The organism is Microterricola viridarii, from assembly GCF_001542775.1.
Classification (GTDB): domain Bacteria; phylum Actinomycetota; class Actinomycetes; order Actinomycetales; family Microbacteriaceae; genus Microterricola; species Microterricola viridarii_A.
Map to the genome: position 1 here is coordinate 2,559,468 of NZ_CP014145.1, position 26,964 is coordinate 2,586,431.

The following is a 26,964-nucleotide window of genomic DNA, read 5'->3' on the forward strand; positions in this document are numbered from 1 at the left end:
ATCATAAGTCCTGCCAGATTCCGCTCCGGCTATGTGACGGATGCCGGCGGCTGCGGGCCGCGCGGGTCAGCTCCGGCGCTAGCTGACGACGCGGCGGCCCTCGAAGGCGCGGCCGAGGGTGACCTCGTCGGCGTACTCCAAGTCGCCACCGACGGGCAGCCCGGAGGCGAGCCGCGTGACCCGGATCTCGAGCGTGGTGAGCAGCCGCGACAGGTAGGTGGCGGTCGCCTCCCCCTCCAGGTTGGGGTCGGTGGCCAGGATCACCTCGGTGACGGTGCCGTCGGCGAGGCGCTGCATCAGCTCGCGGATGCGCAGCTGGTCGGGGCCGACGCCGTCGATCGGGCTGATCGCGCCGCCGAGCACGTGGTAGAGCCCGCGGAACTCGCGCGTGCGCTCGATCGCGACGACGTCCTTGGCCTCCTCGACCACGCAGATTAGGGCCGGGTCGCGGCGCGGGTCACGGCAGATCGCGCAGGTCTCCTGCTCGGAGATGTTGCCGCAGATGTTGCAGAACTTGACCTTGTCGCGCACCGTGGTGAGGATCTCTGCCAGGTGCGAGACGTCGAAGTTCTCGGTCTGCAAAATGTGGAACGCGATGCGCTGGGCCGACTTCGGCCCGATCCCTGGCAGCCGGCCGAGCTCGTCGATGAGGTCTTGAACGATTCCTTCGTACACGTCTTAGCCTTGGCCGTCTCTCAGCGTCGCGCGCGACCCCGGGTTGTGTGGTTGTTCCTCGATGAAGGTCGCGCCGAGGATCTCGCGGACCACCGACTCTCCATAGCGCTGCACGCCGTCACCGCGGCCCGGTGCCTGGGCCGGCCGCTGTGGCGCTTGGCGCGGCTGGGGGCGCTCGGCCTGCGCTGCCGGGGCGGGCGCGGCGGGCGGTGCCGCAGGTGCGGCAGGTGCGGACGGCCCAGAGCGGAAGCCCTGGTCCGGCGGCGCCGCGTCAAAGTTCGGGTCGAACGGCGGTTCGTCGTCGTAGGGCGGCTCGTCTCCGAACGGCGGCTCCTCGGCGGCGGCCCAGCCATCAGCGGCAGGTGCAGGTGCAGCGACAGGCGGCGGTCCTGCCGGCCGCGTGGGCGCAGCGACAGGCGGCGCGCTCGGCGGGGCCTGCACCGCTACCGGAGCGACCTCCGGTTCGGCCGCCGGAGCAGGCTCCGACTGCGGAATCTGCACGACCGACCAGCCGTTCGAGGTCGTCACCGGTGCTGACTTCGCAGCTGCCTTGGGCTGCACGCGTGCCGTGGGTGCCGGAGCCGCCGCGGCGGGAGCGGGAGCAGGGGCAGCAGCCTGAGCGGCAGACGGCGCAGAAGATGGCGCGGAAGCGCTTCGGTCGGGCTCCGCATCTGCGGCGTCCGGGGCCGGCTTCTGCGCGGGGGCAGCGGCCGGCGTCGGCTTGGAGCCACGCTGTTCGCCACCCTCTGCACGTGCCAACAGTTTGGGCGTGACGCCGAGAACCGTTGCGACGGCCTTCTTCAGGTGGTCGCCGACGCCCTGGCCGGGTGCGGCCGGCTTCTTCAGCGCGGCGACATCGTTCTCACTCGGGAAGGCCAGCAGCAGTGTGCCGTCTTCGCGGTACTCGCGCACCACGGCCGTCAGCAACACCACCCACGCATTCATGTTCGCGGTCTTGACGACCTCGAGCACCTGCGGCCATGCGTCCCGCATCTGCTGCAGCGAGATCGGCCCGACGGGCACCGCGGATTTCACCGGAGCCGGAGCAGCCTTCGCGGGAGCACCCTGCGCCGGGGCACCCTGCGCCGGAGCACCCTTCGCGGGAGCACCCTGCGCCGGAGAACTTTTCGTGGGAGCGCCCTTCGCTGGAGCGCCCTGCGCCGGGGCGGCCGGGGCCACCACGGCTGCCGGTTCCGGCTCCGGCGTGCCGGTCACACCGGGCGTCGCCCAGGTGACCGGGCCAACCGGCCCATCCGCGCGGGGAGGCGTGGCAGCGGCAGCGGGCGGGGTGAGCCGACCGATGAACTCGGCGGCAGCAGCGACGGCGGGCGACATCGGGGCCGGAGCAGCCGCGGGCGCAGGCGCGGATACCGGTGCGGAGGCGGGCGCGGGCGCGGACGACGCGGCGACGGCAGGTGCCGCCGGGCGGTCGCTTGCGGCATCCGTCACCCCGACCCGGCGCTCAAGGCGCTCGACCCGGGCGAGGGCTCCGCGCTCGGAGTCGTCGCTGGAGGGCACAAGGGCGCGCGCGATCATCAGCTCGAGGTGCAGCCGCGGCGAGGTGGCGCCGGTCATCTCGGTGAGCGCCGCGTTGACGATGTCGGCGGTGCGGGAGAGCTCGGCCTGGCCGTAACGGGTCGCCTGGGCACCCATGGCGGCGAGCTCGTCCTGCGGAACACCGCGCAGCACGGATGCCGCAACGGCGGGCGTGCTCGCGCCGACGACGATCAGGTCGCGCATTCGCTCGAGCAGGTCTTCGACGAAACGGCGCGGGTCCTGGCCGGTCTGGATGACGCGGTCGACGGCCTCGAAGGCCGCCCCGGCTTCCCGGGCGCCGATCGCGTCGATCACCTCGTCGAGCAGGGCACCATGGGTGTAGCCGAGCAGCGCGACGGCGCGCTCGTAGTCAACGCTCGACGACTCGGAACCGGCCATGAGCTGGTCGAGAAGTGAGAGGGTGTCGCGGGGCGAGCCGCCACCGGCGCGCACGACGAGCGGCAGCACGCCGGGCGCAACGGTCACGCCCTCCGCGTCGCACAGCGTCTGCACGTATTCGAGCATCGGCCCGGGCGGCACCAGCCGGAACGGGTAGTGGTGGGTGCGCGAGCGGATCGTGCCGATGACCTTCTCGGGCTCGGTGGTCGCGAAGATGAACTTCACGTGCTCCGGCGGCTCTTCGACGATCTTCAGCAGCGCGTTGAATCCGCTCGAGGTCACCATGTGCGCCTCGTCCATGATGAAGATCTTGTAGCGGTCGCGGGCCGGGGCGAAGATCGCGCGCTCGCGCAGGTCACGGGCGTCGTCGACGCCACCGTGGCTGGCCGCGTCGATCTCGACGACGTCGAGCGAGCCGCCGCCGTCACGAGAGAGCTCGACACAGCTCGGGCAGACGCCGCAGGGGGTGTCGGTCGGGCCTTCTGCACAGTTCAGGCAACGCGCCAGGATGCGGGCAGACGTCGTCTTTCCGCAGCCGCGCGGGCCGCTGAACAGATAGGCGTGATTGACACGGTTGGTGCGCAGGGCCGTCATCAACGGATCGGTCACCTGCGACTGACCGATCATCTCGGCAAAGTTTTCTGGCCGGTATCGGCGATAGAGAGCGGTGACCACCCTGCAATGCTACTTGGCCCGGCCGACACGAGGGCTGGATACCCGAGAAGCCGTCGTGCCGACCCCTGGCCGCCGCGCCCACCCCCGGCGGTGTCCAGATCGCTGGCCGCGGTGACCGCCGGCGCAGCCAGCCGCCACAGCCGCCAGACCGCCCAGCCGAACAGCACGACGAGCAGCGCATTGCGCACGGTGAGCAGCAGCACGGCCCCGATATTGCCGGCGGCGAGCGGCATGTAGAAGACGGGGAAGATCAGCGTCGTCATCACGGCGATGGCCAGCACCAGATAGGAGGGAGTGCGCCAGCGTTGCGCGTCGTGGAACAGGCCGACAACGACGACCGGCGCGATCCACAGCATGTACTGCGGGGAGCCGACCTTGTTGAACACGACGAGGGCGCAGGTGAGCGCCAGCGCGCCGTGCATGAGCAGGTCGGCGGAATCCGGTTCCCGTCGGCGCGCGCTCACGATCAGGGCGAAGATCAGGGTGACCGCGATCAGCATCAGCGGCGTCATCAGTGCTGCGGCGGCAGCGGCCCCCTGCCCGTCGACCTCCCGGGTGGCCAGCGAGGTGTTCTGGAAGATGATGCTGCCCGGGCGGCCGAGCGCCGCCATCCACACCCACGGGGTCGAGATCGGCGCCTCAAGCTGCAGCCCGCGGTCCGACTGGTCCGAGACGAAGCTCGTCAACGTCATGAGCGAGCCGCCCAAACCCAGCCCGAGGCCGACGATGCCGAGCGAGACGATTGCGGCGCCGACGGTCACCGCCAGCCAGTGCCGCCCGGCGGCGATCACAGCCAGGATGACGGCAACGGGCCAGACCTTGATCCAGGTCGCCACGGCGAGCAGCACGCCGGCCAGGATCGGCCGGCGCGCCAACAGCACCAGCGCGATGATCACGAGCGGGGCGACGATGCCCTCCAGCCGGAACAGCCCGACGGGGCTGAGGATGAAGATGACGAGCAGCCACCACCAGGCGGCGGTGAACCCGCTCGCCTTCCGGCCGAAGTCAGTCAACACGGCGATCGACAGCGCGTTCAGCACCACCGTCAGCAGAAACCACAGCAGCGGGAACAACAGCGGGCCCAGAGAATCCGCGAGGCCCATCGGGGCGATCGCCCCGAGCGGGTATACCCACGGCGCCTGGATGCCGCGCCAGATCCCGGTGTCCATCGAGCTCTCGACCCAGGCCCGGTAGAGCGAGAGATCGCCGATCGCGGCGCCGCCGAGGAAGGACGGGATCAGGGCGAGCAGGAACACGCCGTGCAACACGAGGAAGCCGATGACGAGGGTGAGCGGCCTCTGGGAGAAGTCCCGTTCGAGCGGAGTGCGCACACTCTCGACGCCGTCATCCGTCATACGGAACAGTCGAGACATGGCAGCTGCTTTTCTGCGCGGTCGGGGGCCCGCAGACACGGGCACGTCGCGCAGCCTAAGCGCTGAGCCTGAGTGTCAGACCAGTGAAATCCTTGAGTTCGCTGCACGTTTCATTCAGGGCGCGCCACGAGAGCGCGCGGTGGGCTAGCAGAGAGTCCGCGCCACTGCCGCCCGAACATTGGGCTGAGGGCCGCAACCAGGTACGCACTGCCCGCGATGGCGAGCGTGGGCAGGAGCCCCACCGTCGTGATCCCCACGCCGCCGAGGAAGGCTCCGAGCGGCATCGCCGCCGCGACGCCGGCGGTCATCGATCCGAAGACACGGGCCCGCATCGTCTCCGGCACGAGGCCGAACAGTGCCGTGGACACCATCGGGTTGATGCCGCCGGCGGCGAGCCCCGAGAACGCGAGGATGCCGAGCAGCACCGGGTATGGCGCTTCGAGCACCATCGCGAGATAGGGCGGAACGCCGGCGAGCACGAAGAACAGCACGAAGAGCCCGCGCCCGGCGGCGCGGTGCCCGACCGCCGCGAAGGCCACGGCGCCGAGCAGTGCCCCGCCCATGAAGGTGGCCACCATGAAGCCCAACGCCGAGGCGGAGCCGAGCCGTTCGCTGGCATAGACGGGGAACAGCACGGTCAGGCCGGCCGTGTCGATGGCGTTGGTGACCATGACCAGCAGCACGATTCCGCGCAACAAGGCGTTCGACCAGAGGAACCGCAGGCCAGCGGCGAAGTCGCGCCAGTAGCCGCCCGCCGACTCGCCAGCCGGTGCGGGGGCGGGGGCGTCGGCGGATGCCGCAGCCGGCGACATCCGCGGGATCAACAGGGCGACGAGCGCCGCAGAAACGGCAAAGGTGGCGGCGTTCACATAGAGCGCGCCCGGGGCGCCGAGCACCCCGATCAGGATGCCGGCCAGCGCAGCCCCGAGCATCGAGGCGCTGCGCTGCACAGCCGCCTGCGCACCCGCCGCCCGGGCCAGCGGCACCCCGGCGCGCTCGGCGAGCCCGGGCAGCATCACGGTCTTGGCCGTGTCGCCGGGGGCGTCGAGCAGCCCACTCAGGAAGACGAGTAGGAGCAGCAGCCAGAACGGCAGCCCGGTCGTCGCCGCGAAGATCGGCAGCGCCAGCACCGTCACGCCGCTGGCCAGATCGGCGACCACGCTCGAGACGCGGTAGCCCAGCCGATCGATCAGTGCGCCGCCGAGGGAGCCGCCGATGACGACTGGCAGCGTCGCGAACACTCCGGCGGTGCCGGTGGCCAGTGCAGAGCCGGTGTCGGCGAAGACGTAGAGCGGAACGGCGATTGCCGTGATCGCGTTGCCGGCGCGCGAGACGAACGCGGCCGCCAGGATGGCCAGCAGCGGCAGACGGCCGGCCGTCGTCTGCTGGCGCTCAGGCGCGCGGGAAGGCATGGAGTATCCAACGCACCGGCTTGACGTCTGCGGCTTCCGGGTCGCCCGCCGCCTCCCACTTGCGCGAGAGCGCAGAGAGCTCTGCGCTGAACTCGGCCAACTGCGGCGCGGTCAGGTAAGCGAAGGAGTCGGAGTGGGTGCTGGCCGCGACCCATTCCCGGCCGACCGTCGGCTCGGCGTCGAGGGCGTCGAGCAGCTCTCCGAGGTAAGACTGCAGGATGCTCTGCTGCAGCACCCGCACTGCACCGAGCTGTTCGGGGTCGTCGAGTAGTTCGGCCGGTTCGAACACCGTGTGACTGTGCGCGGCCTGCCACCAGCGCTCGCGGCCGTCGCGCGCCCGCTCCGGGGCCGGAATGACGAACCCGAACTCGGCGAGGATGCCCAGGTGGTAGCTCACGGTGCCGGGTGCCTCGTCGACGAGGGCGGAGAGCTGCCCCACCGAGTGGGCGCCGTCGCTGCGCAGGATCCCCAGCAGCTTCAGGCGCAGCGGGTGCGCCAGGGCGCGCAGGGAGCGCGGGTCTCGCATGCCCTGCATGGGCCGCTTCGGTGCCGAGTTGTTGTCGTCCATGCCTCGACACTAGTTCCACAAGAGTTCTTGTGCAATAGTTCTTGCAGGTAAATCTCAGATCACAGCGGGCGAACCGTCAACAACTGCTCCGCGCGCCCGATCGGGCCAGCGATGTCGTGCAGCACTGTGCTGGTGAGGCCGTGGCCGTCCGGCCCGAAGGTGACGCTGGTGTCGAGGCCGACCCACGCGCCGACGGGCTGCCGATAGAGGTGGATGGTCAGATCGAGGTTGGGGAACATCCACTCCGTCGGCGACTGGCGCACCGCGATTCCGTTCGCGGTATCGACGAGCGCGATGTAGGCGGCATGGGCAGTGGTGGACTCCCCCGCGACGAGGGCGGTTTGTGTGCTGAGCCACGCGGTTGTGCGGCCCGGCTGTGGCACGCCGACCACTCGCGTCTCGATGGACGCGACGAAGCCGCCGGACCAGGTTTCAGCCATCGACATTGGTGCTGCGGCATCCGGTGCGGGCAGGGGCGTCGTCTCCCCTCCGGCCACTGCGGCGGTGTCGTTCGTGGCGACGAACCACGCGCGCGCCAGGGCGGCCGTTCGGCCAGCGATGGTTGCCCGCGCCTCGACGAGCTCAATCGTGCGACCGGGGCGAACGGTCTCGACCTGGACCTCGATCTCGGCGTCGGCGAGGAACCCGAGAATGTCGAAGCTCACCCGCCCGAGCTGCATCTCGGCTGCGGCTGCGCCCTGCGCAGCCCGGTGCTGGTCGATCGCATGGACGAGGAGGCCGCTGAGCGGACCGAAATGAATCTCGCCCGGGTTCCACGCCCCGCCCGCGTGCGCGGTCGGCCGGTATCGGCCGGGGCCTGTTCGCTCGAAGTAGGCGGGAGCCGGAACCTTGCCGTCCGATGCGAACTGCTCACTCATTCAGGTTCCTCTTCATCGTTCGACACTGTGCGATGCACTCCACCCTAGGCCGCAAGTTCCGACCACCTCACTTTCCACTTCCTCTCGGCTGCGCCAGCGCGCCAGCGCCCACCCCACCGCTCAAGTAGGCGCGCCAGCGCCTACCCCGTTGGTCGAGTAGGCGCGCCAGCGCCGTATCGAGACCCCGCCGCCCTGTTCTACGGATGCCGCAGACTGCGGCTTGCGCGGATCCGCTCAGGGCTTCGGTCGCAAGCTCCCTCAGCCGCCGGGGAAAGGGCAGTGCGCCGTCGTCCCGTCCCCGTTCCCCGTCGGCTGAGCGAGGAACGAGCGAAGCCCCGGAGCCAACCAGCCGCTGCCCTCCCCCAACCCGTTGGTCGAGTAGGCGCGCCAGCGCCGTATCGAGACCCCGCCGCCCCGTCTCGCGGATGCCGCAGGCAGTGGCCCCCGCGGATCCGCTCAGGGCTTCGGTCGCAAGCTCCCTCAGCCGCCGGGGATACAGCGGCGCTCGCCCTCTCCCCGTCGGCTGAGCGAGGAACGAGCGAAGCCCCGGAGGCGACCCCCACCCGTTGGTCGAGTAGGCGCGCCAGCGCCGTATCGAGACCCCGCCGCCCCGTCTCGCGGATGCCGCAGGCGGCAGTCGCCGCGGATCCGCTCAGGGCTTCGGTCGCAAGCTCCCTCGGCCGCCGGGAAAGGGCAGTGCGCCTCGTCCCGTCCCCGTTCCCGTCGGCTGAGCGAGGAACGAGCGAAGCCCCGGAGCCAACCCACTCCCGCCGGTCGAGTAGGCGCGCCAGCGCCGTATCGAGACCCCGCCGCCCCGTCCCACGGATGCCGCAGGTCTCAGTGCCCGCAGGCGACGCGGCCTAGGCGAGCAGCGACTCGACCTGGCGGGCGATCTCGAGTTCCTCGTTGGTGGGGATGACCATCACGGTGACTTTCGCACCGGCCGGCGAGATCACACGTGCCGTGCGCGAGGCCAGCTCGTTACGGTCGTTGTCGATCTCGATGCCGAGGTGAGCCAATCCGGCCAAAGCGCGGCGGCGCAGCAGCGCGTTGTTCTCGCCGATTCCCGCGGTGAACACGACGGCGTCCAGGCCGCCGAGCTGCGCGTAGTAGGCACCGATGTAGTGACGGATGCGGTGACGCCAGACCTGCAGGGCGAGCTCCGCCTCCTCGTTGCCATTGATGGCGGCATCCTGAACATCGCGCATATCGCCCATGCCCGTCATCCCGAGCAGGCCGCTCTGCTTGTTCAGCAGCACGTCCAGCTCGGCGATGCTCAGGCCGGCGGCACGGTTGAGGTGCACCAGCACGGCGGGGTCAAGGTCACCGGACCGGGTGCCCATGACGAGCCCCTGCAGCGGGGTGAGCCCCATCGAGGTGTCGACCGACTTACCACCGTCTATTGCGGTGGCCGAAGCTCCATTGCCGAGGTGCAGCACGATCGTGCGCACGGCCGCGAGCGGCTTGCCGAGCATGATGGCGGCTTGCTCCGAGACATACTTGTGCGAGGTTCCGTGGAAACCGTACCGCCGCACCTTGTACTCGCGGGCGATGTCTTTGTCGATGGCGTAGGTGTACGCGGCCGGCGACATGGTCTGGTGGAACGCGGTGTCGAAGACAGCGACGTGCGGCACGTCGGGCAGCGCCTGTTTCGCCGCCCGGATGCCGAGCAGATTGGCCGGATTGTGCAGCGGCGCCAACCGCGACAGCGCCTCGATCTCGCGCTCAACCTCGGTCGTGACGAGCGTCGGGCCGTCGAACTCGCTGCCACCGTGCACCACCCGGTGGCCGACGGCGATCAGATCGTCGACGGTTCCGAGCTTGGCGAGCACGACGTTCATCGCCTCGGAATGGTTGCTGATGAACGAGTCGGGCTCGCCGATCCGCTCGATCATGCCGCTGAGGCGCGCTTTCCCGGTCTCCAGGTCGACGAGTTGGTACTTCAGCGACGAGGATCCGGAGTTGACGACGAAGACGGCGCTCATGAGGTGGCCGCCTGAATCGCGGTGATGGCGATGGTGTTCACGATGTCCTGCACGAGCGCTCCTCGGGAGAGGTCGTTGATCGGCTTGTTCAGACCCTGCAGAACCGGCCCCATTGCAACGGCGCCGGCGCTGCGCTGCACCGCTTTGTAGGTGTTGTTGCCGGTATTGAGGTCGGGGAAGATGAACACGGTCGCCTTTCCTGCCACGGCGGAGCCGGGCATCTTGGATGCCGCGACGGCGGCGTCGGCAGCCGCGTCGTACTGGATCGGCCCCTCCACCGGCAGCGACGGTCGCCGCTCGCGCACGAGCGCGGTGGCCTCGCGCACCTTCTCAACGTCGACCCCGGAGCCAGACTCGCCGGTGGAGTAGGAGAGCATGGCGACCCGTGGCTCGATGCCGAACTGCAGGGCGGTCTCGGCTGACGAAAGGGCGATGTCGGCCAGCTGGGTTGCGGTCGGGTCGGGGATGACGGCGCAGTCGCCGTAGACGAGCACGCGGTCGGCCAGCGACATAAGGAACACGCTGGAGACGACGGACACATTCGGACGCGTCTTGATGATCTCGAATGCCGGCCGGATGGTGTGCGCCGTGGTGTGTGCTGCGCCGGAGACCATGCCGTCGGCGAGCCCCAGGTGCACCATCATGGTGCCGAAGTAGGAGAGGTCCGTCACCGTGTCACGCGCCTGCTCGAGCGTGATGCCCTTGTGGGCGCGGAGCTTGGCGTACTCCTCGGCGAACTTGAACCGGAGCACATCATCGAAGGGGCTGACAACGGTGGCGGCCGAGATGTCCAGGCCGAGCTCGATGGCCCGCGAGTGCACCTCGATGGGTTCACCCAAAATCGTCAGTTCGGCGATCCCCCTGGCCAGCACGGTGGCTGCGGCGCGCAGCACCCGGTCGTCGCCGCCCTCTGGCAGCACGATGTGCCGCTTGGCGTGGCGCGCCTGCTCGATCAGGCCGTACTCGAACATGAGCGGTGTGACCACGGTGGACCGGCTGAGGTCGAGCAGGCCGAGGAGTTCCTTGGCATTCACGTGCTGCTCGAACAGGGCGAGCGCCGCGTCGTACTTGCGCTGGGAGTCGGCGGCCAGCCGGCCGCGGGTGCGGGTGATCGCCACGATCGTGTCGTAGGTGCCGAGCCCGGTGCGAATGATCGGCAGCGTCTGCGGCAGCCCGTCCAACAGCCGCTCGATCGGGTCGGGCAGCTCGAAGCCGCCGTTCAGCACGACACCGGCGATCGACGGGAATGTGCCGGATGTCTGTGCCATCATCGCGGCGAGCAGCACCTCTGTGCGGTCCCCCGCGACAACGAGCACCGCGCCCTGGGTGAGCCGGGGCAGCACGTTGACCATGCTCATGCCGGCCACGACGACGCCGAGCGCCTCACGGGCGAGCAGTTCGGGGTCGCCCTTGATCAGGACTCCGCCGGTCGCCTTCATGATCGATTCCATGCTCGGCGCGATCAGGTACGGGTCTTCGGGGATCACCCACACCGGCACCAGCGGCTTGGCACGGATGATCGCATCGCGCACGGCGTCGAGCTGGTTGGCATCCGCCCGGTTGGCGATGATGGCGAGCAGTGTGGCGTGGGCTGCGTGCAACTCGTGCAGGGCGAGCTCCGCGATGTCGCTCATGTGGGCCGGCGTGCGCGGGTCGGCCTGGCCGAGGTGCTCGCCGGAGACCTGGCTGGAGCGCCCGCCGAGCACCAGCAGCACCGGAGCGCCGAGGTTCGCGGCGATGCGCGCGTTGTAGCCGAGCTCGGTGGGGCTGCCGACGTCGGTGTAGTCGGAGCCGACGATGACGACGGCGTCGCACTTGGCCTCGACCGCCTTGTAGCGCTCGACGATGCGGGAGAGCGCGGCATCCGCGTCTTCGTGCACCTCGTCATAGCTGACGCCGATGCATTCCTCGTAGTCGAGGTTGACGCTGTCGTGGCCGAGCAAGAGCTCGACGACGTAGTCGCGCTCGGCGATCGATCGGGCGATCGGGCGGAAGACGCCCACCCGCCGAACCTGGTGGGAGAGCGTGTCTACGGTGCCGAGCGCAATCGTCGACTTCCCGGAGTGCCCCTCAACGGACGTGATGTAAATGCTTCCAGCCACGTTCCTAGAGTAGTCGCGCGTCCGCGCCGCGGGCGCCCGCGCGCACCCGCTCGATCAGGGGTTGGGTGCGGTAGGGCACCATGTGCTTCATCGCCAGCACCGTGGAGGTCCGCTCGATGCCGGGGGTGCTGAGCACCAGGTCGGCGACCCGGTAGAGGTCGTCGGCGTCGGCGGCGGCCACCCGGATCAGCAGGTCCCAGTCGCCGGAGACCCCGAACACCTCGATCACCTCGGGGATCAGGGCGAGGCTCTCCGGAAGCTGCGAGAGCTTCTGCTGGGTGACGTGGGCGAAGATGAAGGCGCTGAGCGGCAGGCCGACGGATGCCGGGTCCACCCGGCGCAGCGCATCGGAGAGCACCTCGGACTCCAGCCGGTTCAGCCTGCTGTGCACGGTGCTCCTGGCCAGCCCCGTCGTCTCGGCGAGCGCCACGGCGGTGGCCCGCGGGTAGTCGGCGAGCGCCAGCAGCAGCGCGGCATCCGTTGAATCGATCACGCGATCAGTCATATTGTCTGGCCTCACTCCATTGGGTGGCACACAAGTGCGTCATTCTGACTGAAATCTAGCCGATCTGTTGCCCAATGTGAGTATTCATCCGACGATTGTGCCAGCACAACCGCACTGCCGACGAAGGAGTCACCGTGTCCGTCACCCTCAGTCCCGCAGCACCGCCGACCGAGGCCGCCGCCGCACAGAGCGACGCCCTGCTCGCCGCGATCGAGCAGCGCGTGCTCTGGCTCGCGACGGCGAGCATCCACCACGCCAACCATGTGCGCCCGAACCCGCTCGGGCTGAAGGTCGGCGGTCACCAGGCCTCCTGCGCGTCGATGACGACGATCATGACCCAGCTCTGGTTCGAGCAGCTCCGCTCCGGCGACCGCGTCTCGGTCAAGCCACACGCCTCCCCCGTTCTGCACGCCATCAACGCCCTGCTCGGCGAGCTCGACCCGGCGGCGCTGGCCGGCCTGCGCGAGTTCGGCGGGCTGCAGAGCTACCCCAGCCGCACCAAGGACCCCGACCCCGTCGACTACTCGACCGGCTCCGTCGGGCTCGGCGCCACCGCGCCGCTCTGGGGCGCGATCGCCCGCCGCTACGTCGACAACCACGGCGGCCGGGCCGGCACCGGCCGGCAGTACGCCCTGATCGGCGATGCCGAGCTCGACGAGGGGGCCATTTGGGAGGCCATGGGCGACCCGGCCGTCGAGCACCTCGGCGAGTTGGTCTGGGTGGTCGACTTCAACCGGCAGTCCCTTGACCGGGTGGTGCCGGCCGTGAGCGTGACCAAGCTCACCGCCATGTTCGAAGCCGCCGGCTGGCAGGTGCTCGTCGCCAAGTACGGCCGGCTGCTCGAGGGCCTGTTCGCCCGGCCCGGCGGCGAGCGCCTGCGCGCGCGCATCGACACCATGACCAACCCCGAGTACCAGCGGCTGCTGCGCAGCTCGGACGAGCAGTTGCTCGACCGGCTCTGCGCCGACAGCTGGCAGGACCTGCGCCAGCTGCTGGCGGATGTCGGTCCGGCCGAGCTGCGGGCGGCGGTCGGCAACCTGGGCGGGCACGACCACGACACGCTGCGCCAGGCCTTCGCCGCGATCGACGACACTCGGCCGACGGTGGTCTTCGCCTACACGGTCAAGGGCAGGAACCTGCCGATGGAGGGGCACCCGCAGAACCACTCCGCACAGCTGACCCCGGCGCAGTTCGAGCAGTACGCGGCATCCGTCGGCATGGACCAGGCTCGGCCGTTCCAGATCTTCGAGCCGGGCTCGGCAGAGGGCGCGCTCTGCGCGGAGCGGGCGGCCCGGCTGCGCCGGGAGCCGGTGCCCGCCGCTGGCGCCTTCGCCCCGCCCACCGACCTCGGCTGGGTTCCGCGCGGCACGAGCACCACGCAGGCAGCGCTCGGCCGCACCCTGCTCGACCTCACCCGGCGCGCACCGGCCATCGCCGAGCGCGTGGTCACGGTGAGCCCGGACGTCAGCTCCAGCACGAACCTCGGCGGCTGGGTGAACAAGGCCAAGGTGTGGTCGGCTGCCCCCTCCAAGGACTGGTTCGACGACGACCCGGAGACGATCCTGCACTGGGAGGAGAGCGCGGAGGGGCGCCACATCGAGCTTGGCATCGCCGAGACGAACCTCGTCGGGCTGCTCGGCGAGCTGGGCGCGACCTGGAGCCGCTGGGGCTTCCCGCTGATCCCGATCGGCGTCGTGTACGACCCGTTCATCGCCCGCGCGCTGGAGCCGTGGACCTTCGGCATGTACGCCGGCGGCCAGTCGATCCTGGTCGGCACCCCCTCCGGTGTGACCCTGGCGGCGGAGGGCGGCGCGCACCAGTCGCTGCTCACCCCCGCGATCGGGCTGCAGCAGCCGGGGCTGCTCAGCTACGAGCCGGCCTTCGCATTGGAGGTGGAGTGGATGCTGCTGGAGTGCATCCGGCGCATCGGCATCCCCGGCGGCAGCTCCAGCTACCTCCGACTCTCCACCCGGCCGGTGCAGCAAGGCCTCGCCGAGGTGCCGGCGCTGCCGGAGGCCAGGGAGCTGCGCCGCCGCCAGGTGCTGGCCGGCGGCTACCTGCTGCGCTCGCCCGAGGCCGCGCAGGCCCCGCACGCGACGATCGCCGCGATGGGCGCGCTGGTGCCGGAGGCTCTCGCGGCCCGGGACACGCTCGCCGAGGCCGGGGTGCATGTCGACGTCGTCTGCGTGACCAATGCCGGGCTGCTGTTCGAGGCCCTGCAGGCCAGAACCGGGCAGGCGTCCGGCGAGGCGGGCAGCACGGATGCCGGCGAGTGGATCCTGCGCGACATCCTGCCCGCCCACCGGGCGGCCCCGCTCGTGACCGTGTTGGACGGTCACCCGCACACGCTGTCGTTCCTGGCCGGGGTGAACGGCGTGCCGGCGGCGCACCTGGGCGTCTCCCGGCTGGGCCAGTCCGGCGACCTGGAGAGCGTCTACCGCTCCCACGGCATCGACGCGGCATCCATCGTGCGCGCCGTGCTGCGCGGCATCGCGCAGGGCTAGCCGCCCACCACCCACAGCGAAACAACGGTGGCCGCCACCCCGAGGGGTGGCGGCCACTGTCGTGTTCGGCGACTAGCCCTTGACGGCGCCGGCCGTCAGGCCCTGCACGATGTAGCGGCTCGCGAAGGCGAACAGGATCATCGTCGGCACGATCGTGAGAACGGCCGCGGCCGACATCGAGCCCCAGTCGATGGTGAAGCTCGAGATGAAGCCGTTCAGCGCGGTCGGGATGGTCTTGTTCTCATCCTTGTTCATCAACGTCACCGACAGGAACAGCTCATTCCAGCAGTTGACGAAGTTGAAGATGAACGCGGCGATGATGCCGGGCTTCATCACGGGGATGATCACCCGGAACAGCGCGCCGAACCGCGAGCAGCCGTCGATCATGGCCGCCTCCTCGAGCGCATCGGGGATGTTGGCGAAGAAGCCACGCAGCATGATCGTGCTGAACGGGATGCACACCGCGATGTAGATGAGCATGAGCCCGAAGCGGTTGTCGACCAACTTGAGCTGCACCATCATCAGGTAGAGCGGCCCGAGCGCGATGAACGCCGGGATCATCTGGGTCACCAGGAACGCCATCAACACGGCGCCCTTGCTGCGGAACTCGAAGCGGGCCAGCACGTAGGCGGAGAGCATCGAGATGAACGTCGCGACGGTGGCGGCCACCGTGGCGACCAGCAGGCTGTTGAAGACGTACGTGCCGAAGCTCGACTTCTGGAACAGCGAGATGTAGTTCTCGAGCGAGAACACCTCCGGCCAGTACGTCAGCGGGTAGCTGAAGATCGCGCCCGGTGTCTTGAACGAGGTGATCAGGATCCAGTACAGCGGGAACAGCGAGATGACCAGCCAGAGTCCGAGGAAGACGATTCTGACGACACGGGCCGCGGGTGTTTCGTGGTTGATCATGAGCGTGCCCCCTTCTTCTCGCGGATGGCCATCAGGTAGAACGCGGAGAACACCAGCAGGATCGCCACGACGATGAGGCCGAGGGCCGAGGCCTGCCCGTAGTCGCCGCGCTGAGTGATCGAGATCATCCACGTGGTGATGATGTGCGTCTGGTTGGCTGGCCCGCCGCCGGTCATCGCCCAGATGATGTCTGGGAAGTTGAAGATCCAGATCACCCGCAGCAGCACGGTGAGCGCGAGCGTCGTGCTGATGTACGGGATGGTGATGCTGAACAGCGTGCGCACCTTGCCCGAGCCGTCCAACGCCGCCGCCTCGTACACCTCGTCTGGCACCGACTGCAGCGCGGCGAGGATCATGATGGCGAAGAAGGTGACGCCGTACCAGGTGTTGGCGATGATCACGGCGGTCATCGCCGTTCCGGGCTCCGCCAGCCACGGGATGGCCGTGTCGATCAGCCCGGCCTTCATCAGCAGGTCGTTGATCACGCCGAACTCACCGTTGAACATCCAGCGGAACAGGATGCCGATGAGGAATCCGGAGATCGCCCACGGGAAGAAGATGAGCGCCTGGTAGAGGCCGCGGAAGACGAACTTGCGGCGCAGCCAGAGGGCCAGCGCGAAGCCGATGATGAACTGCGGGACGATCGAGGCCACGACCCAGAGCACCGAGTTGCCCAGGATCACATAGAAGTTCGGGTCGGCGAAGATCTTCTGGAAGTTGCCGAGCCCCACCCAGTCCGTGTTCGAGAGGTTGTTCAGGTTCCAGTTGCGGAACGCCATCTGCGAGCCGGCGAGCATCGGGTAGTAGGTGAACAGCGCGACGAACACCGCCGCCGGCGCCATGAACGCGGCGATGACCAAGCCGCGCCGCGTGCTGAAGGAGCGGCGGCGGGTGGTTTTCTGAGGGGACACGCTGGGGGCGCCCGCCCGTGTGAACGGGCGCCCTGTCGCGGTCGTCGTGTGACGAGACATGGTGGTTTCTACTCAGCCGCCCACTTCTCGGCCCAGTAGGAGTCCCAACTGGCGAGAAGTTCCTTGTTCGTCATCTGTCCGATCAGCACCTGCTGCAGCTCGGTGTCTGCCTTGTCGGCCCACTCGGTGAACCAGGCGACGCCGCGCGGCTGCTCGGCGGTGATGTACACGTCCGGGTTCTCGTTCATGTAGAGGTAGCTCGCCCACGCACCGGTCTTGTAGAACGGGTCGTCGGCTGCGCCGGTCAGGATCGGGACCAGGCTGTTCTTCTGCGTGAACTCGATCGAGGCATCGCCGGAGTTCAGGAACTGGATCAGCCGGGCCGACTCTGCCTTGTGCTCGCTGGCCTCTGCCGTGCCCCAGCCGGCCGTCGCCAGCGGCTGGATCGCCTTGCCGCTCGGGCCGACGAGCATCGGTGCCGTGTTCCACTGCTCGGCCGTGATCGCCTTCGACTCTGAGACGGCGGCGATGACCTCCGGGTCCTGCAACAGGAAGCCGGTTGAGCCGTTCGTGAAGCCCTCGACCATCTCGGGGTAGCCCCAGGCGACGGATGACGGCGGCGAGGCCTGCTTGAACAGCGTGAGGTACGTGTCCATCGCGTCGAGCGCCTCCGGTGCGGAGAAGATCGAGTCGCCGTTCTTCAGCCGGTACGCGTTGGTGACGTCGATGTCACCGGCAACGTAGGCCGAGATGGCGAGCACCGCGTTGGTGTAGCCGTTCTTGCCGCCGCGGAACGCATAGCCGTACTGGTTGGCGGCCGGGTCCTGGATGGCGGTGGCCTGTTCGACGATGTCGTCCCAGCTCACCGGGGCGCCGTCGAATCCGGCATCCTTCACCATGTCGGTGCGGTAGAACAGGCTGATGCCGTAGAAGCCGTACGGCACGAAGTACATCTTGCCGCCGGCCGTCGCAACGCTCTGGGCGTTGGGGGTGAGCGAGTCCCAGCCGTCCCAGCCGTCGAACTCCGTGGTCATGTCGCTGAGCCATCCGTTGGCCGAGAACGGGCCGACGGTGAGGTCGCGCACCTCCAACACGTCGACGCCGGAGCCGGACTGCAGCATCTGCTGGATCTTCTGGTCGGCCTGGTCGGTCGGCGGGGAGATCAGGTCGACGTTGATGTCGGGGTTCTGCGCCTCAAACTCGCCGATGAGCTTGGTGAGCAGTTCGGTGCGGGCGGGGCTGGTCAGGCTCTCGACCAGCTGGAGCGTCACCTTTCCGTCGCCGGCGGGGGCGGAGCAACCGCTGAGCGCAAGAGCAGTCACCAGGCCAAGCCCGAGACCGGCAAGAAGTTTCCGTTTCGTCATGTCTCCTCGTTTCGTAATGCGTGCTGTGGTCCGGGATAGGTGCAAAGGGTGCTGACGCGAGCTCAACGCTCGGCGTCGCGCGCCCAGTCGCAGAGCGTCGGAACCATGCGCTCAACGAATTCTTCGAAATCTGCTGCGGTGTTGTAGACGTGGGCCGAGAGGCGGAAGTAGCCGACACCGCCGAAGCTGGTGAACGCGCCCTCGATGTTGAACTCGCTGACCACCCGGTTGCGCAGGGCGTCGGCGGTCGGGTGCGAGCCGGCCAGGCCGTCCGGCAGGCGCACCAGTCGCAGCGCGCTGACCGGCGAGCCGACGTCGACGCGGTGGTCCTCGCCCGTTCGCTCGGCGAACGCCGCGGCCACGAGGTCCTCGGCGTAGTCGGCGAGCTCGGTGATGTAGCGGCGGGCCGCACCCCAGCCCCAGGTGTCGGCGATGAAGCCGGTCGCCGTCGGCGCGGCCAGGTAGCTGGTGAGGTCGAGCGTGCCCTGGGTGTCGAAGCGCTCGGGGAACTCGAGCGGCGAGCCCCAGGAGTCCACCAGCGGGTAGAGCTCGCTGCGAAGCTCGGTCGGGGCGAGCAGCACCGCGGTCCCGCGCGGGGCGCACGCGAACTTGTGCAGGTTGCCGATCCAGAAGTCGCAGTCGACGCCGTCGAGCGGGTTGTCGTACAGGCCGGGCACGTGTGCGCCGTCGACCAGGGTGACGATGCCACGGGCCCTGGCGGATACCGCGATCTCGGCGACGGGCATGAAGCGCGCGGTCGCCGAGGTGATGTGGTCGATCACGATCAGCCGGGTCCTGCCGGAGCAGGCCGCCATGACGGCTTCGTGCGCCTCGGCCGGGGTTGCGTGCAGCGGGACGTGAGCGGTCACCACGGTGCCGCCGTAGCGGCGTGCCATGCGCTCGGCGCCCATCGTGACGGCGCCGTAGCCGTGGTCGGTGACGACGATCTCCGCTCCGCGGTCCATCGACAGGCTCGAGTAGACGACGGTGGCGCCGGCGCTGGCGTTCGGCACGATGGCCGTGTGCTCGGCCGGCGCGCCGACGAAGGCGGCGATCTCGCGGCGCACGGCGCCGATGCGCTCCGGCAGGAAGGAGAACCACGCGACCGGGTCGGCGTCCATCTCGGCGCGCAGCTCGTTCTGGCGCAGCTGCGCCACCCGCGGCACGGCGCCGAACGAGCCGTGGTTGATGTGCAGCGCGCTCTCGGACAGCGTCCAGGCGCCTGCGGCCGGCGCGCCGCCGGGCAGCGTGAGCGGGCTCGGGGCGAGTGCGGCGGTGGGCCGGCTTGGCGCATTCGTCGAGGTCATCGAGGTGTCACATCCTTGTGCGTTGCGAGAGCTTGTTTCGACGACTCACCGCTGCTTCGCAAAAAGTTATTGGATGACTTACTGCAAAACAGCGAATGAATGCCGACTCCAAGGAGCATATACATGAAGTCGTCAGATAACTACCCACTCATTAGATGACTTTCGGGCCGTATGCTGTTCGGTACGTATCACGCCAGCGGCCCAGAACACCAATCGCACAGGAGGCGCACCATCAGCGCGATCGACGACGCATTCCACGGCCTGCGGCAGATGATCGCCTCCGGCGAGCTGCAGCCCGGCCAGCAGTTCCCCTCGGAGGCGCAGCTCTGCGACCGACTCCAGGTCTCTCGCGGATCACTCCGGGAGGGCGTGCGCATGCTCGGCGCTCTCGGTGTGATCGAGTCCAGGCACGGCTCGGGCACCTACGTCTCGGCGCTGGAGCCGGCCAACATCATCGGGGCGCTCGGACTGACCGTCGGGCTGATGCCGCTCGAGGGGCTGATCGACATGTTCGAGTCGCGGCGCGTGCTCGAGTCGCACGCAACGGCACAGGCCGCCGCCAACATGACGGATGCCGTGGCCGCCGAGCTGAGCGGCATCCTCGACGCGCTCGAGCTGGCCAGTGAGCAGGAGCAGGCATCCGACCTGGACGCCCAGTTCCACGAGAAGATCACCGGGCTCGCCAAGAACGCGACGATCGCCGAGTTGCTGCGCGTCTTCCGCTCGCGCTCCCGCTCGTACCAGCTGTTCGACCTGCCGGCCGGGCCGGACATCAAGGCGCAGAGCGACCACTCGCACCGCGAGATCCTCGCCGCACTGATCGCGCGCGACCCCGCGACGGCCGCGACGGCCGCGGCCTCGCACGTGCTGCAGACGGAGCGCTGGGCCAGGGAGCACCGGCCGGCCGCGAAGCCCGGGCCGCTCTCCGCCGACTGACCGAGCTAACGCCGACTGACCGAGTTAAAGAAAAGGACCCCTCGCGCACCTCGGTACCACGGCGCTGCCCCGGTTACCCTCGCGGCACCGGTTAAAGAAAAGGACCCCTCGCGCACCCGCCAGAGCCCGGTTACCCTTGCTACGTTTCCGTCCTGGGGGAATTGGCCTGGATGACGCCACGCGAGGAGTCGTTCACTAGTTTACCGTGTCTGGAGAGCACTCGTTGACACACGCGATTCTGGCCAGCGGCGCCCTCGTGGCAAAAAGCACTCAATCCATCAGATAAGATTCTTTGAGTTGCTTTCTTTCGAGTCAGCTTCTGGAGAATTCGCCTAGTGGCCTATGGCGCACGCTTGGAAAGCGTGTTGGGTGCAAGCCCTCGGGGGTTCGAATCCCCCATTCTCCGCCACTGAAACGTCCAACTCCGGTTGGGCGTTTTTGGTTTCACCCGCAGGGCACGCGCACAACACCCACACGCGGCGCCCGAATCCCCCACGCTCCGCCACTGAAACGCCCAACTCCGGTTGGGCGTTTTTGGTTTCACCCGCAGGGCACACGCAGGGCACACGACGACGCTCCGGCGGGGCAACCTCGCAAGGCATCGCAAGCGGCTGAACATCCTTTTGTTTGAGTGTTCGGCCGTTTTTCCGGTCCAGCGGTGGCGGCACGGCACACTGGCCGGGCCAGTTCGCATTTTCCTCAACTTTCATCGGCGACTCCCACAGCCGGGGTAGAGCCGCAGATCTACAAGGAAATATGGCTGACCACGAGCGCAATCATGCTCCCCGCATTGCCGGTATCCTGCGTCGATTGTTCCTCCGAAGTTCATCCGGATGTGTCCCCGCCCGCCACCCAGTGATGCGCTCGGCACCGATCGGCAATACGCTCAAAGGTATGCACGGGGGACTGCAGGCGATGGCGCGCGCGCCGAGGGGGCGGACGAGGTCGTCCTGAGACCCCGCGAACAGGTGTTCACGCAATCTGGCCTGGCCATCCTCGCACTGCTCATCCCGATCTTCGCCGTGCTCTACTGGCTGACGATCCCTTCTGGCGGCTGGCTCATCGTGGTGCTGTTCAAGCTGATCGTCATCGCCGTCATCGCCCGTTTCGTCCTGATTTATCACCAGGCCGGCGTCTTCGTCTCACCGGTGGGAGTACGCGAGAGCGGCTTCACGGGCCTCCGTCGGCAGATTCACGCAAACGAGATCGAGTCGCTTCTGCTCGTGTCGATGTACAGCGGCCTCACCGTCGACGTGGAGGAACACCTGTTCGTCATTGGGCACGACGGCCGCACCCTGCTGCGGATGCGGGCCCGCTACTGGTCGCACGATGCCATCGGCCGAGTGATCGATACCCTCGACGTTCCTGCCACGATCATCAGAGACCCACAGACGATCAACGAGTTCCGGCGCGAGCATTCGAAGTTGTTGTTCTGGTTCGAACGCCGGCCGCGGCGCAGCCGCCGCTGACCCGCGACTCCCCCACACCCGACACGAAGAGCTCCATGACCACTGACTGCGCATCGGCGCCTCTAGAGGACTACCTTGAGCGCTGGTCCGCCCGACCGGCCGGGCAGGCCTTCGCCACGGCATCCAGCATTCTGCAGCCCGTGCTCTGGACGCCGGCGTCCCGCGAAACGCCACTGCCCGCCATGCTGAAGCTCGCGAGAGCGGGCGCGGCCGGCGACGAGGAACGTGCAGGTTTCGCGCTGCAGCTGTGGTGGAACGGCGACGGCGCGGCGCTCGTCTACGAGCACGACACCGACGCGGTGCTTCTGGAGCGGGCGCAGGGGCCACGCTCGCTGGCCGCGATGGCGTCCCGCACTGCGGCGGATGACGACCACTCCCTGCGTGTGCTCTGCCAGAGCGTCGCCGGCCTGCATCGGCCGCGGTCGGCGCCACTGCCGCCACTCGTTCCGTTAGAGGACTGGTTCGCCGAGCTGTTTGAGCACGCGGAAGAGTGGGGCAGCGTTTACCTGCGCGGGGCCGACCTCGCGGCCGAGTTGCTGGACGGTCCCGGCGAGTCGGTGGTGCTGCACGGCGACGTGCACCACGGCAACGTGCTCGACTTCGGCACCCGCGGCTGGCTCGCCATCGATCCCAAGGCACTCATCGGTGCGTCAGAGTTCGACTACGCCAACATGCTCTGCAACCCCGTGCCCGCGCACGCCGCCGAGCCGGAACGGTTGGCCAGGCGCGTGCAGACGGTCGCGCTGGCATCCGGGATCCCGGTCGGCACCCTGCTGCGCTGGGTCATCGCCTGGACGGCGCTGTCAGCCACCTGGCATCGCACCGGCGGCGACACCGCCGCGGCTGCGCGCACGTTGGCCATCGGTGACACGGCGACCCGCCTGCTGCTCGAGGTCTAACGGGGCGCCGAGCTAACGGCCAGTGGAAATGCCGACCAACGGGGCATCGGCGCTGCTGGCGGCCAGCGGCCGGAAGCCGAGCCGGGCGTAGAAGGCGGCGGCCCCGGTGTTGTGCGGCGAGTAGGCCAGGTGCAGGCCGGGAACCCCGCGCTCGCGCAGGGTACCGAGCAGGCCGTCGATCAGCACCCGGCCGAGGCCCTGGCCTTGCGCCTCCGGCAGCAAATCGATGTGCAGGTGCGCCGGGTAGGCGTCGAGTTCGGCGATGAGGAGCTTCTCTGGGTGCAGTCCGGCCGCGATGACGCCGGCCTCTGCCGCGTCCTTCGGATGCCCGGCGTAGCGCGCCGTGAAGTCGGGCAGCCAGTGCTGCCGGTGCCAGCGCACGTAGTCGGCGGTGTCGGCCACGCCGATCAGGTATCCGACAGCCTGGTCGCCGTCCGCCGCCCCGGTCGAGACGATGGTGACAAGTTCCGGCGCGTACTCCAGGTACGGCCCGGCGTAGACATCGGGCATCAGATCGTCGGTGCTGTACTGACCGCGTGCGTCGCCGCCGGCGTCGGCCGTGCGCACACAGATGTCGTAGACGGCGGCGCGGTCACTCGGGCGGTAGGGGCGGATCTCCAGCATGTGACCATTCTCGCGTGCCGGCGCACGGCTCTAACGCCGTTTGCGGGTTCCGAAGATGCCGCCGATCACCGCGGTGAGCACCGACTTCGTCGCCGTGGAGCCCAGCACCTCCTCGAGCACCGTCTTCTGCTGCTTCGTGGAGCGCGCCGTTCCAGAGGTCTTCTTCATCAGCCGGTCGTACTCGGCCTGCGACTTCTTCTCAGCCGCGGCCTGCGCCGCAGCCTGGTCCGCCGCCTGCTGGGCGGCGTCGGCTGCCGCCGCGGCGGTCGCCAGCTTGCGGGTGAGGATCTCCCGCGCGGAGTCACGGTCCAGGGCAGTGCCGTATTTGGGAAGCAACGGGGATGCCGCGACCACGGCGTCGATGGCGGCATCCGGCGACGGCGACATCGAGCCCTGCGGGGCGCGCAGCCGGGTCCAGGCGACGGGGCTCGGCGCGCCCTTCTCGTTCATGACGGTGACGATCGCCTCCCCGGTGCCGAGCGTGGTGAGCACCTCGGCCAGGTCGTAGCCGGAGTTCGGATAGGTCGAGACGGTGGCGCGGAGGGCTTTGGCGTCATCCGGGGTGAAGGCGCGCAGCTGGTGCTGCACACGGGAGCCGAGCTGGGCCAGCACGTCGCCCGGCACGTCTTTCGGGGTCTGCGTGACGAAGAAGATGCCGACGCCCTTAGAGCGGATCAGCCGCACCGTCTGGGTGATCTGGGCGAGGAAGTCCTTGGATGCATCGGCGAACAGAAGGTGCGCCTCGTCGAAGAAGAACACCAGCTTCGGCTTGTCGAGATCGCCGACCTCTGGCAGATCGTTGAATAGGTCGGCCAGCAGCCACATCAGGAAGGTGGAGTAGAGCGCCGGCTTGTCTTGCACGCCGGGCACCTCGAGCAGGCTGATCACGCCTTTTCCCTCGGCCGTCGTGCGCAGAAACTCGGCGGTGTCGATCTCTGGCTCACCGAAGAAGACATCGGCGCCCTGGTCCGCGAAGGTAATGAGCTCGCGCAGGATGACACCGACGGTCGCGCTGGAGAGACCGCCCAGGTCTTTCAGCTCGGCCTTGCCGTCGTCACTGGTCAGATAGCTGAGCACGGCGCGCAGGTCGGTCAGGTCGAGCAGTGGCAGGCCGGACTTCTCGGCGTAGTGGAAGACGAGGCCGAGGCTGGATTCCTGCGTGTTGTTCAGGCCGAGCACCTTGCTGAGCAACACGGGCCCGAAACCGGTGACGGTGGCGCGGATCGGCACGCCCCTGCCCACGCCGCCGAGCGAGAAGTACTCGACGGGGAACTGGTCAGGGGTCCAGTCCTGGCCGATTCCGGCCGTGCGGGCCAGCAGCTTGGGGTTGGCCTCGCCGGCGGTCGCGATGCCGGAGAGGTCGCCCTTGATGTCGGCGGCGAACACCGCGACGCCATGGCTGGAGAGCTGCTCTGCCAGCATCTGCAGGGTGCGGGTCTTGCCGGTTCCGGTGGCGCCGGCGACCAGGCCGTGCCGGTTGGTCATGGCGAGCGGGATCCGCACGGGAACGTCGGGCAGGGCCTCGCCATTCACCAGTGCGCCCATCTCGAGCGCCACCCCCTCGAACGCGTAACCGGACCGGATGGTTTCCACGTGTCCGGGGTCCAGCGGGCCGGATGCCGCCGGCACCCCGCTGGTTGAGACGGGCACCGCTGCCGGAGCCGGTGCCGCGGCCTGCGCGGCCTCGGCCGCCGCGAGCGCGGCCGCTGCGGCGTCCTGGGCCTTCTTGATCGCCTCCTCGGCCTGGGCCTGCAACACCCGGGCCGCCTCGGCGGCTTCGGCCGCGGCACTCTGCGCCGCGGCAACTGCGTCATCCGTCATGGCCTGGTGCCTTCCTCGTCGAAACGGCGGGTGCTGGTGCGGTCGGTTAGACCGCGGGGGTGCGCTCTTCGAGGCCCCAGGACTGGCCGTAGCCGCCCTGCTCGAGCGGGCGGGCCATCAGCTCGAGGAAGGGCGCGGCGTCGAACGCCTCGGGGCCGAGCACCCCGCTGCCCTGCCAGACGCCGGTGGCGAGCAATTCGAGCGCGATCACCGGGTTCATCGCCGTCTGCCAGACCACGCACTGGGCGTCGTACTCGCGCATCGTCCATTCGTTGTCGCTCACGTGGTAGAGGTAGACCTCGCGCGGCGCCCCGTCGGTGCCGGTCCCGGTCACCCAGACACCCGCACAGGTCTTACCGGTCATCTGCGGGCCGATGCTGGCCGGGTCGGGCAGTGCCGCGGCGACCACGTCGCGAGGCGCGACCTCGACCGGTCCACGGATGCCGGCGGCATCCGCCCCGCGCACGCGCAGCGGAACGGTGGAGTCCAGGCCGAGCAGGTGCAGCGTCTTCAGCACGCCGATGAACTCGGCGCCGAGCCCGTACTTGAAGGTGACCCGCTTGGCGTCGAGCCAGCGCGGCATCAGCAGCACCTCCTCGTGCTCGACGTTGACGCACTCGACGGGGCCGATCCCCTCCGGGAAGACGAAGACCTCGGGTTCGGAGAACGGCGGGGTGGTGAACCAGCCCTCCTCTTTCTGCCAGATCACGGGCGGGTTCAGGCATTCCTCGATCGTGGTCCAGATTGAGAAGGAGGGCGCGAAGATCTCGTTGCCCTCCTCGTCGCGCACGACGAGGTTGGCGCCGTCGCGGGTGCCGAGCTCGTCGATCTCGCTGAACAGGTGGTCGCTGGCGTAGCGGGCGAAGACGTCGCTCAAGCCGGGCTCGACGCCCATGCCGACGAGGGCGAGCTGGCCCTGCTTCTGCCAGTCGGGTGCCTGCGCGAACTGGTCATCGCCGAGCTTGACGCCGGTCTGGTTGTGCGGGTCGGTGGGGTGCGGCTCGCTCAGGCTCATCGCCATGTCGAGGTAGTTCGCGCCGGCCGCGAGCGCCCCGGCGAAGATCGTCGGCACGAACTTGGGCTCGACCGCATTCATGACGTGGGTGATGCGGTGTTCGCGCACGAGCGACTCGACGGCGTAGGGGTCGGAGGCGTCGATCTGCTCGGCCAGGAAACGGCCGGCGGCCTCCGCGCCCTGCCGGGCGGCGACCGCGGCGACGGTGCGCTCCGCGCGGGCCTCATCGAAGTCGCTGACAACGATCAGCTCGTAGAAATTGCGGCGGGCCGCGATCTTGGCGATGGCGTCGCCCACTCCCCCCGCGCCGACCAGGAGAATTCGCATGCCGCCCGTGACCACAGTGTCATCGCTCATGCTCCGACGTTAGCGTGTGGCGCCGCCCAGCTCTAGGGTCAGTCCGGCGTCTGCGCCTGGGGTCGCGCCCGCCGCTCCGCCTCCAGCCAGCGGGCGGTGAACGCCCAGAGCACGAGCACGACTCCGGCGCCGATGAGCGCGCCGCCGACGGTGTCGCTCAGCCAGTGCGCGCCGAGCAGCGTGCGGCTCCACGCCATCAGCAGCACGTAGGCGACGCCGACGACGCGCACCCACACCAGCGGGAACAGCACCGCGAACGTCACGGCGATCACGGCGGCGTTCGCCGTGTGCCCAGACGGGAACGAGCCGTAATCGGAGTGCACCAGGATGTCCTCCGGCCGCGCCCGGCCGAAGAGGTGTTTGAGCACCTGCACGCCGAGCGTGCCGAGGAGGGCCGCCGCGGCGGAGAACAGCGCCGCCCAGGGTCGCCGCAGGAAGAGCAGCAGCCCGACGATGGAGAGCGGCACCACCAGCACCGCGACGAAGCCGCCGCCGAAAGAGTTGAGGAACAGCGCGAGACCCTCGGTGAACGGAGAGCGCGTCGAGATCATGAAGCTCTGCCAGGCCGCGTCGATCGCGAGCGGTGCGCCGCCGTTCAGCAGCGTGATGCCCGCACCGAGCAGCACCGCCAACACGATTGCCGTGACACCGGCGACCAACGGCCAGCGTCTGGGGGTGTGTTTGGGGGCGTGGGTGCGGATGCCGCTCGCTGCCGTCATGGACCAACGCTATCGCGGGCG

21 protein-coding genes, 1 tRNA gene and 1 other RNA gene are annotated in these 26,964 nt (G+C 69.0%); 5 read left to right on the forward strand and 18 right to left on the reverse strand.

Annotated elements, in window-relative coordinates; all coding sequences use genetic code 11:
- Positions 1–78: 78 nt before the first annotated feature.
- From recR to AWU67_RS11755, 9 genes are all read right to left on the reverse strand, one after another.
- Positions 79–675, reverse strand: a complete 597-nt coding sequence (gene recR / locus AWU67_RS11715; protein ID WP_067229189.1) for a recombination mediator RecR — start codon at positions 673–675, stop codon at positions 79–81.
- Between the two features lie 3 nt (positions 676–678).
- Positions 679–3,237 carry a DNA polymerase III subunit gamma and tau gene (locus AWU67_RS11720; protein ID WP_234407233.1) on the reverse strand — a complete coding sequence of 853 codons (2,559 nt, stop codon included), beginning with the start codon at positions 3,235–3,237 and terminating at the stop codon, positions 679–681.
- Positions 3,234–4,658, reverse strand: a complete 1,425-nt coding sequence (locus AWU67_RS11725) for a glycosyltransferase 87 family protein (RefSeq protein WP_082716951.1) — start codon at positions 4,656–4,658, stop codon at positions 3,234–3,236. Before AWU67_RS11725 ends, AWU67_RS11720 begins: the two co-directional genes overlap by 4 nt.
- A gap of 110 nt (positions 4,659–4,768) precedes the next feature.
- Positions 4,769–6,070 carry an MFS transporter gene (locus AWU67_RS11730; protein WP_067229198.1) on the reverse strand — a complete coding sequence of 434 codons (1,302 nt, stop codon included), beginning with the start codon at positions 6,068–6,070 and terminating at the stop codon, positions 4,769–4,771.
- A complete protein-coding gene (locus AWU67_RS11735) occupies positions 6,051–6,638 on the reverse strand; it encodes an ArsR/SmtB family transcription factor (RefSeq protein ID WP_067229201.1) in 588 nt (195 codons plus the stop codon). The genes AWU67_RS11730 and AWU67_RS11735 overlap by 20 nt, the downstream gene beginning before the upstream one ends.
- Before the next feature lie 59 nt (positions 6,639–6,697).
- Positions 6,698–7,516, reverse strand: coding sequence for a thioesterase family protein (locus tag AWU67_RS11740; RefSeq protein ID WP_067229205.1), 819 nt, complete (start codon positions 7,514–7,516; stop codon positions 6,698–6,700).
- An 860-nt stretch (positions 7,517–8,376) separates the two neighbouring features.
- Positions 8,377–9,501: an acetate/propionate family kinase gene (locus AWU67_RS11745; protein ID WP_067229208.1), complete on the reverse strand. Its 1,125-nt coding sequence runs from the start codon at positions 9,499–9,501 to the stop codon at positions 8,377–8,379.
- Positions 9,498–11,603 carry a phosphate acetyltransferase gene (gene pta, locus AWU67_RS11750; RefSeq protein WP_067229211.1) on the reverse strand — a complete coding sequence of 702 codons (2,106 nt, stop codon included), beginning with the start codon at positions 11,601–11,603 and terminating at the stop codon, positions 9,498–9,500. The genes AWU67_RS11745 and pta overlap by 4 nt, the downstream gene beginning before the upstream one ends.
- Before the next feature lie 4 nt (positions 11,604–11,607).
- Positions 11,608–12,108 carry an Lrp/AsnC family transcriptional regulator gene (locus tag AWU67_RS11755; protein WP_067229214.1) on the reverse strand — a complete coding sequence of 167 codons (501 nt, stop codon included), beginning with the start codon at positions 12,106–12,108 and terminating at the stop codon, positions 11,608–11,610.
- Between the two features lie 134 nt (positions 12,109–12,242).
- Here AWU67_RS11755 and AWU67_RS11760 point away from each other — a divergent pair, with 134 nt between their 5' ends.
- Positions 12,243–14,612: a transketolase-like TK C-terminal-containing protein gene (locus AWU67_RS11760; RefSeq protein WP_082716952.1), complete on the forward strand. Its 2,370-nt coding sequence runs from the start codon at positions 12,243–12,245 to the stop codon at positions 14,610–14,612.
- Positions 14,613–14,684: 72 nt separating this feature from the next.
- Here AWU67_RS11760 and AWU67_RS11765 read toward each other — a convergent pair whose 3' ends face one another.
- The 4 genes from AWU67_RS11765 to AWU67_RS11780 form a co-directional block, all read right to left on the reverse strand.
- Entirely contained in the window at positions 14,685–15,521 is an 837-nt protein-coding gene (locus tag AWU67_RS11765) for a carbohydrate ABC transporter permease (protein WP_067229218.1), read from the reverse strand.
- The gene (locus AWU67_RS11770) at positions 15,518–16,432 is read right to left on the reverse strand and encodes a carbohydrate ABC transporter permease (RefSeq protein WP_234407234.1); all 915 of its coding nucleotides are present in this window, start codon (positions 16,430–16,432) and stop codon (positions 15,518–15,520) included. The genes AWU67_RS11765 and AWU67_RS11770 overlap by 4 nt, the downstream gene beginning before the upstream one ends.
- A 68-nt stretch (positions 16,433–16,500) precedes the next feature.
- Complete coding sequence (locus AWU67_RS11775; RefSeq protein WP_067229225.1) at positions 16,501–17,796, reverse strand: ABC transporter substrate-binding protein; 1,296 nt, start codon at positions 17,794–17,796, stop codon at positions 16,501–16,503.
- A gap of 62 nt (positions 17,797–17,858) precedes the next feature.
- Complete coding sequence (locus AWU67_RS11780; protein WP_067229228.1) at positions 17,859–19,103, reverse strand: aminotransferase class V-fold PLP-dependent enzyme; 1,245 nt, start codon at positions 19,101–19,103, stop codon at positions 17,859–17,861.
- Between the two features lie 171 nt (positions 19,104–19,274).
- Between AWU67_RS11780 and AWU67_RS11785 the strand changes: the two genes are divergently transcribed.
- Complete coding sequence (locus AWU67_RS11785; RefSeq protein WP_199922286.1) at positions 19,275–20,039, forward strand: FadR/GntR family transcriptional regulator; 765 nt, start codon at positions 19,275–19,277, stop codon at positions 20,037–20,039.
- 96 nt (positions 20,040–20,135) lie between these two features.
- Here the strand turns inward: AWU67_RS11785 and ffs are convergent.
- Positions 20,136–20,232: signal recognition particle sRNA small type (ffs, locus tag AWU67_RS11790), an RNA gene on the reverse strand.
- 128 nt (positions 20,233–20,360) lie between these two features.
- Here ffs and AWU67_RS11795 point away from each other — a divergent pair.
- The 3 genes from AWU67_RS11795 to AWU67_RS11805 all read left to right on the forward strand — a co-directional run bounded on the left by AWU67_RS11795 (position 20,361) and on the right by AWU67_RS11805 (position 22,407).
- Positions 20,361–20,448 (forward strand) — tRNA-Ser (locus tag AWU67_RS11795).
- A 559-nt stretch (positions 20,449–21,007) separates the two neighbouring features.
- A complete protein-coding gene (locus AWU67_RS11800; protein WP_067229231.1) occupies positions 21,008–21,508 on the forward strand; it encodes a hypothetical protein in 501 nt (166 codons plus the stop codon).
- A 35-nt stretch (positions 21,509–21,543) separates the two neighbouring features.
- Positions 21,544–22,407 carry an aminoglycoside phosphotransferase family protein gene (locus AWU67_RS11805; RefSeq protein WP_067229233.1) on the forward strand — a complete coding sequence of 288 codons (864 nt, stop codon included), beginning with the start codon at positions 21,544–21,546 and terminating at the stop codon, positions 22,405–22,407.
- 12 nt (positions 22,408–22,419) lie between these two features.
- On the opposite strand, the gene AWU67_RS11810 is transcribed toward AWU67_RS11805, so the two are convergent.
- From AWU67_RS11810 to AWU67_RS11825, 4 genes are all read right to left on the reverse strand, one after another.
- Positions 22,420–23,031 carry a GNAT family N-acetyltransferase gene (locus AWU67_RS11810; RefSeq protein ID WP_067229237.1) on the reverse strand — a complete coding sequence of 204 codons (612 nt, stop codon included), beginning with the start codon at positions 23,029–23,031 and terminating at the stop codon, positions 22,420–22,422.
- A 30-nt stretch (positions 23,032–23,061) separates the two neighbouring features.
- Complete coding sequence (locus AWU67_RS11815) at positions 23,062–24,852, reverse strand: helicase HerA-like domain-containing protein (protein WP_067229240.1); 1,791 nt, start codon at positions 24,850–24,852, stop codon at positions 23,062–23,064.
- A 46-nt stretch (positions 24,853–24,898) separates the two neighbouring features.
- Positions 24,899–26,194 carry a saccharopine dehydrogenase family protein gene (locus tag AWU67_RS11820; RefSeq protein ID WP_067232680.1) on the reverse strand — a complete coding sequence of 432 codons (1,296 nt, stop codon included), beginning with the start codon at positions 26,192–26,194 and terminating at the stop codon, positions 24,899–24,901.
- A 68-nt stretch (positions 26,195–26,262) separates the two neighbouring features.
- The gene (locus AWU67_RS11825) at positions 26,263–26,943 is read right to left on the reverse strand and encodes a phosphatase PAP2 family protein (RefSeq protein WP_067229243.1); all 681 of its coding nucleotides are present in this window, start codon (positions 26,941–26,943) and stop codon (positions 26,263–26,265) included.
- Positions 26,944–26,964: the final 21 nt, after the last annotated feature.

What these genes read in the sequence shown, in the direction of transcription:
- AWU67_RS11725 (WP_082716951.1), bottom strand. Translation starts at nt 4,658, where the DNA reads ATGTCTCGACTGTTCCGTATGACGGATGACGGCGTCGAGAGTGTGCGC.
- AWU67_RS11775 (WP_067229225.1), bottom strand. Translation starts at nt 17,796, where the DNA reads ATGACGAAACGGAAACTTCTTGCCGGTCTCGGGCTTGGCCTGGTGACT.
- AWU67_RS11745 (WP_067229208.1), bottom strand. Translation starts at nt 9,501, where the DNA reads ATGAGCGCCGTCTTCGTCGTCAACTCCGGATCCTCGTCGCTGAAGTAC.
- AWU67_RS11805 (WP_067229233.1), top strand. Translation starts at nt 21,544, where the DNA reads ATGACCACTGACTGCGCATCGGCGCCTCTAGAGGACTACCTTGAGCGC.
- AWU67_RS11810 (WP_067229237.1), bottom strand. Translation starts at nt 23,031, where the DNA reads ATGCTGGAGATCCGCCCCTACCGCCCGAGTGACCGCGCCGCCGTCTAC.
- AWU67_RS11740 (WP_067229205.1), bottom strand. Translation starts at nt 7,516, where the DNA reads ATGAGTGAGCAGTTCGCATCGGACGGCAAGGTTCCGGCTCCCGCCTAC.
- AWU67_RS11825 (WP_067229243.1), bottom strand. Translation starts at nt 26,943, where the DNA reads ATGACGGCAGCGAGCGGCATCCGCACCCACGCCCCCAAACACACCCCC.
- AWU67_RS11785 (WP_199922286.1), top strand. Translation starts at nt 19,275, where the DNA reads ATGCTGTTCGGTACGTATCACGCCAGCGGCCCAGAACACCAATCGCAC.
- AWU67_RS11780 (WP_067229228.1), bottom strand. Translation starts at nt 19,103, where the DNA reads ATGACCTCGACGAATGCGCCAAGCCGGCCCACCGCCGCACTCGCCCCG.
- AWU67_RS11720 (WP_234407233.1), bottom strand. Translation starts at nt 3,237, where the DNA reads ATGATCGGTCAGTCGCAGGTGACCGATCCGTTGATGACGGCCCTGCGC.
- AWU67_RS11765 (WP_067229218.1), bottom strand. Translation starts at nt 15,521, where the DNA reads ATGATCAACCACGAAACACCCGCGGCCCGTGTCGTCAGAATCGTCTTC.
- AWU67_RS11820 (WP_067232680.1), bottom strand. Translation starts at nt 26,194, where the DNA reads ATGCGAATTCTCCTGGTCGGCGCGGGGGGAGTGGGCGACGCCATCGCC.
- AWU67_RS11755 (WP_067229214.1), bottom strand. Translation starts at nt 12,108, where the DNA reads ATGACTGATCGCGTGATCGATTCAACGGATGCCGCGCTGCTGCTGGCG.
- AWU67_RS11730 (WP_067229198.1), bottom strand. Translation starts at nt 6,070, where the DNA reads ATGCCTTCCCGCGCGCCTGAGCGCCAGCAGACGACGGCCGGCCGTCTG.
- AWU67_RS11735 (WP_067229201.1), bottom strand. Translation starts at nt 6,638, where the DNA reads ATGGACGACAACAACTCGGCACCGAAGCGGCCCATGCAGGGCATGCGA.
- AWU67_RS11815 (WP_067229240.1), bottom strand. Translation starts at nt 24,852, where the DNA reads ATGACGGATGACGCAGTTGCCGCGGCGCAGAGTGCCGCGGCCGAAGCC.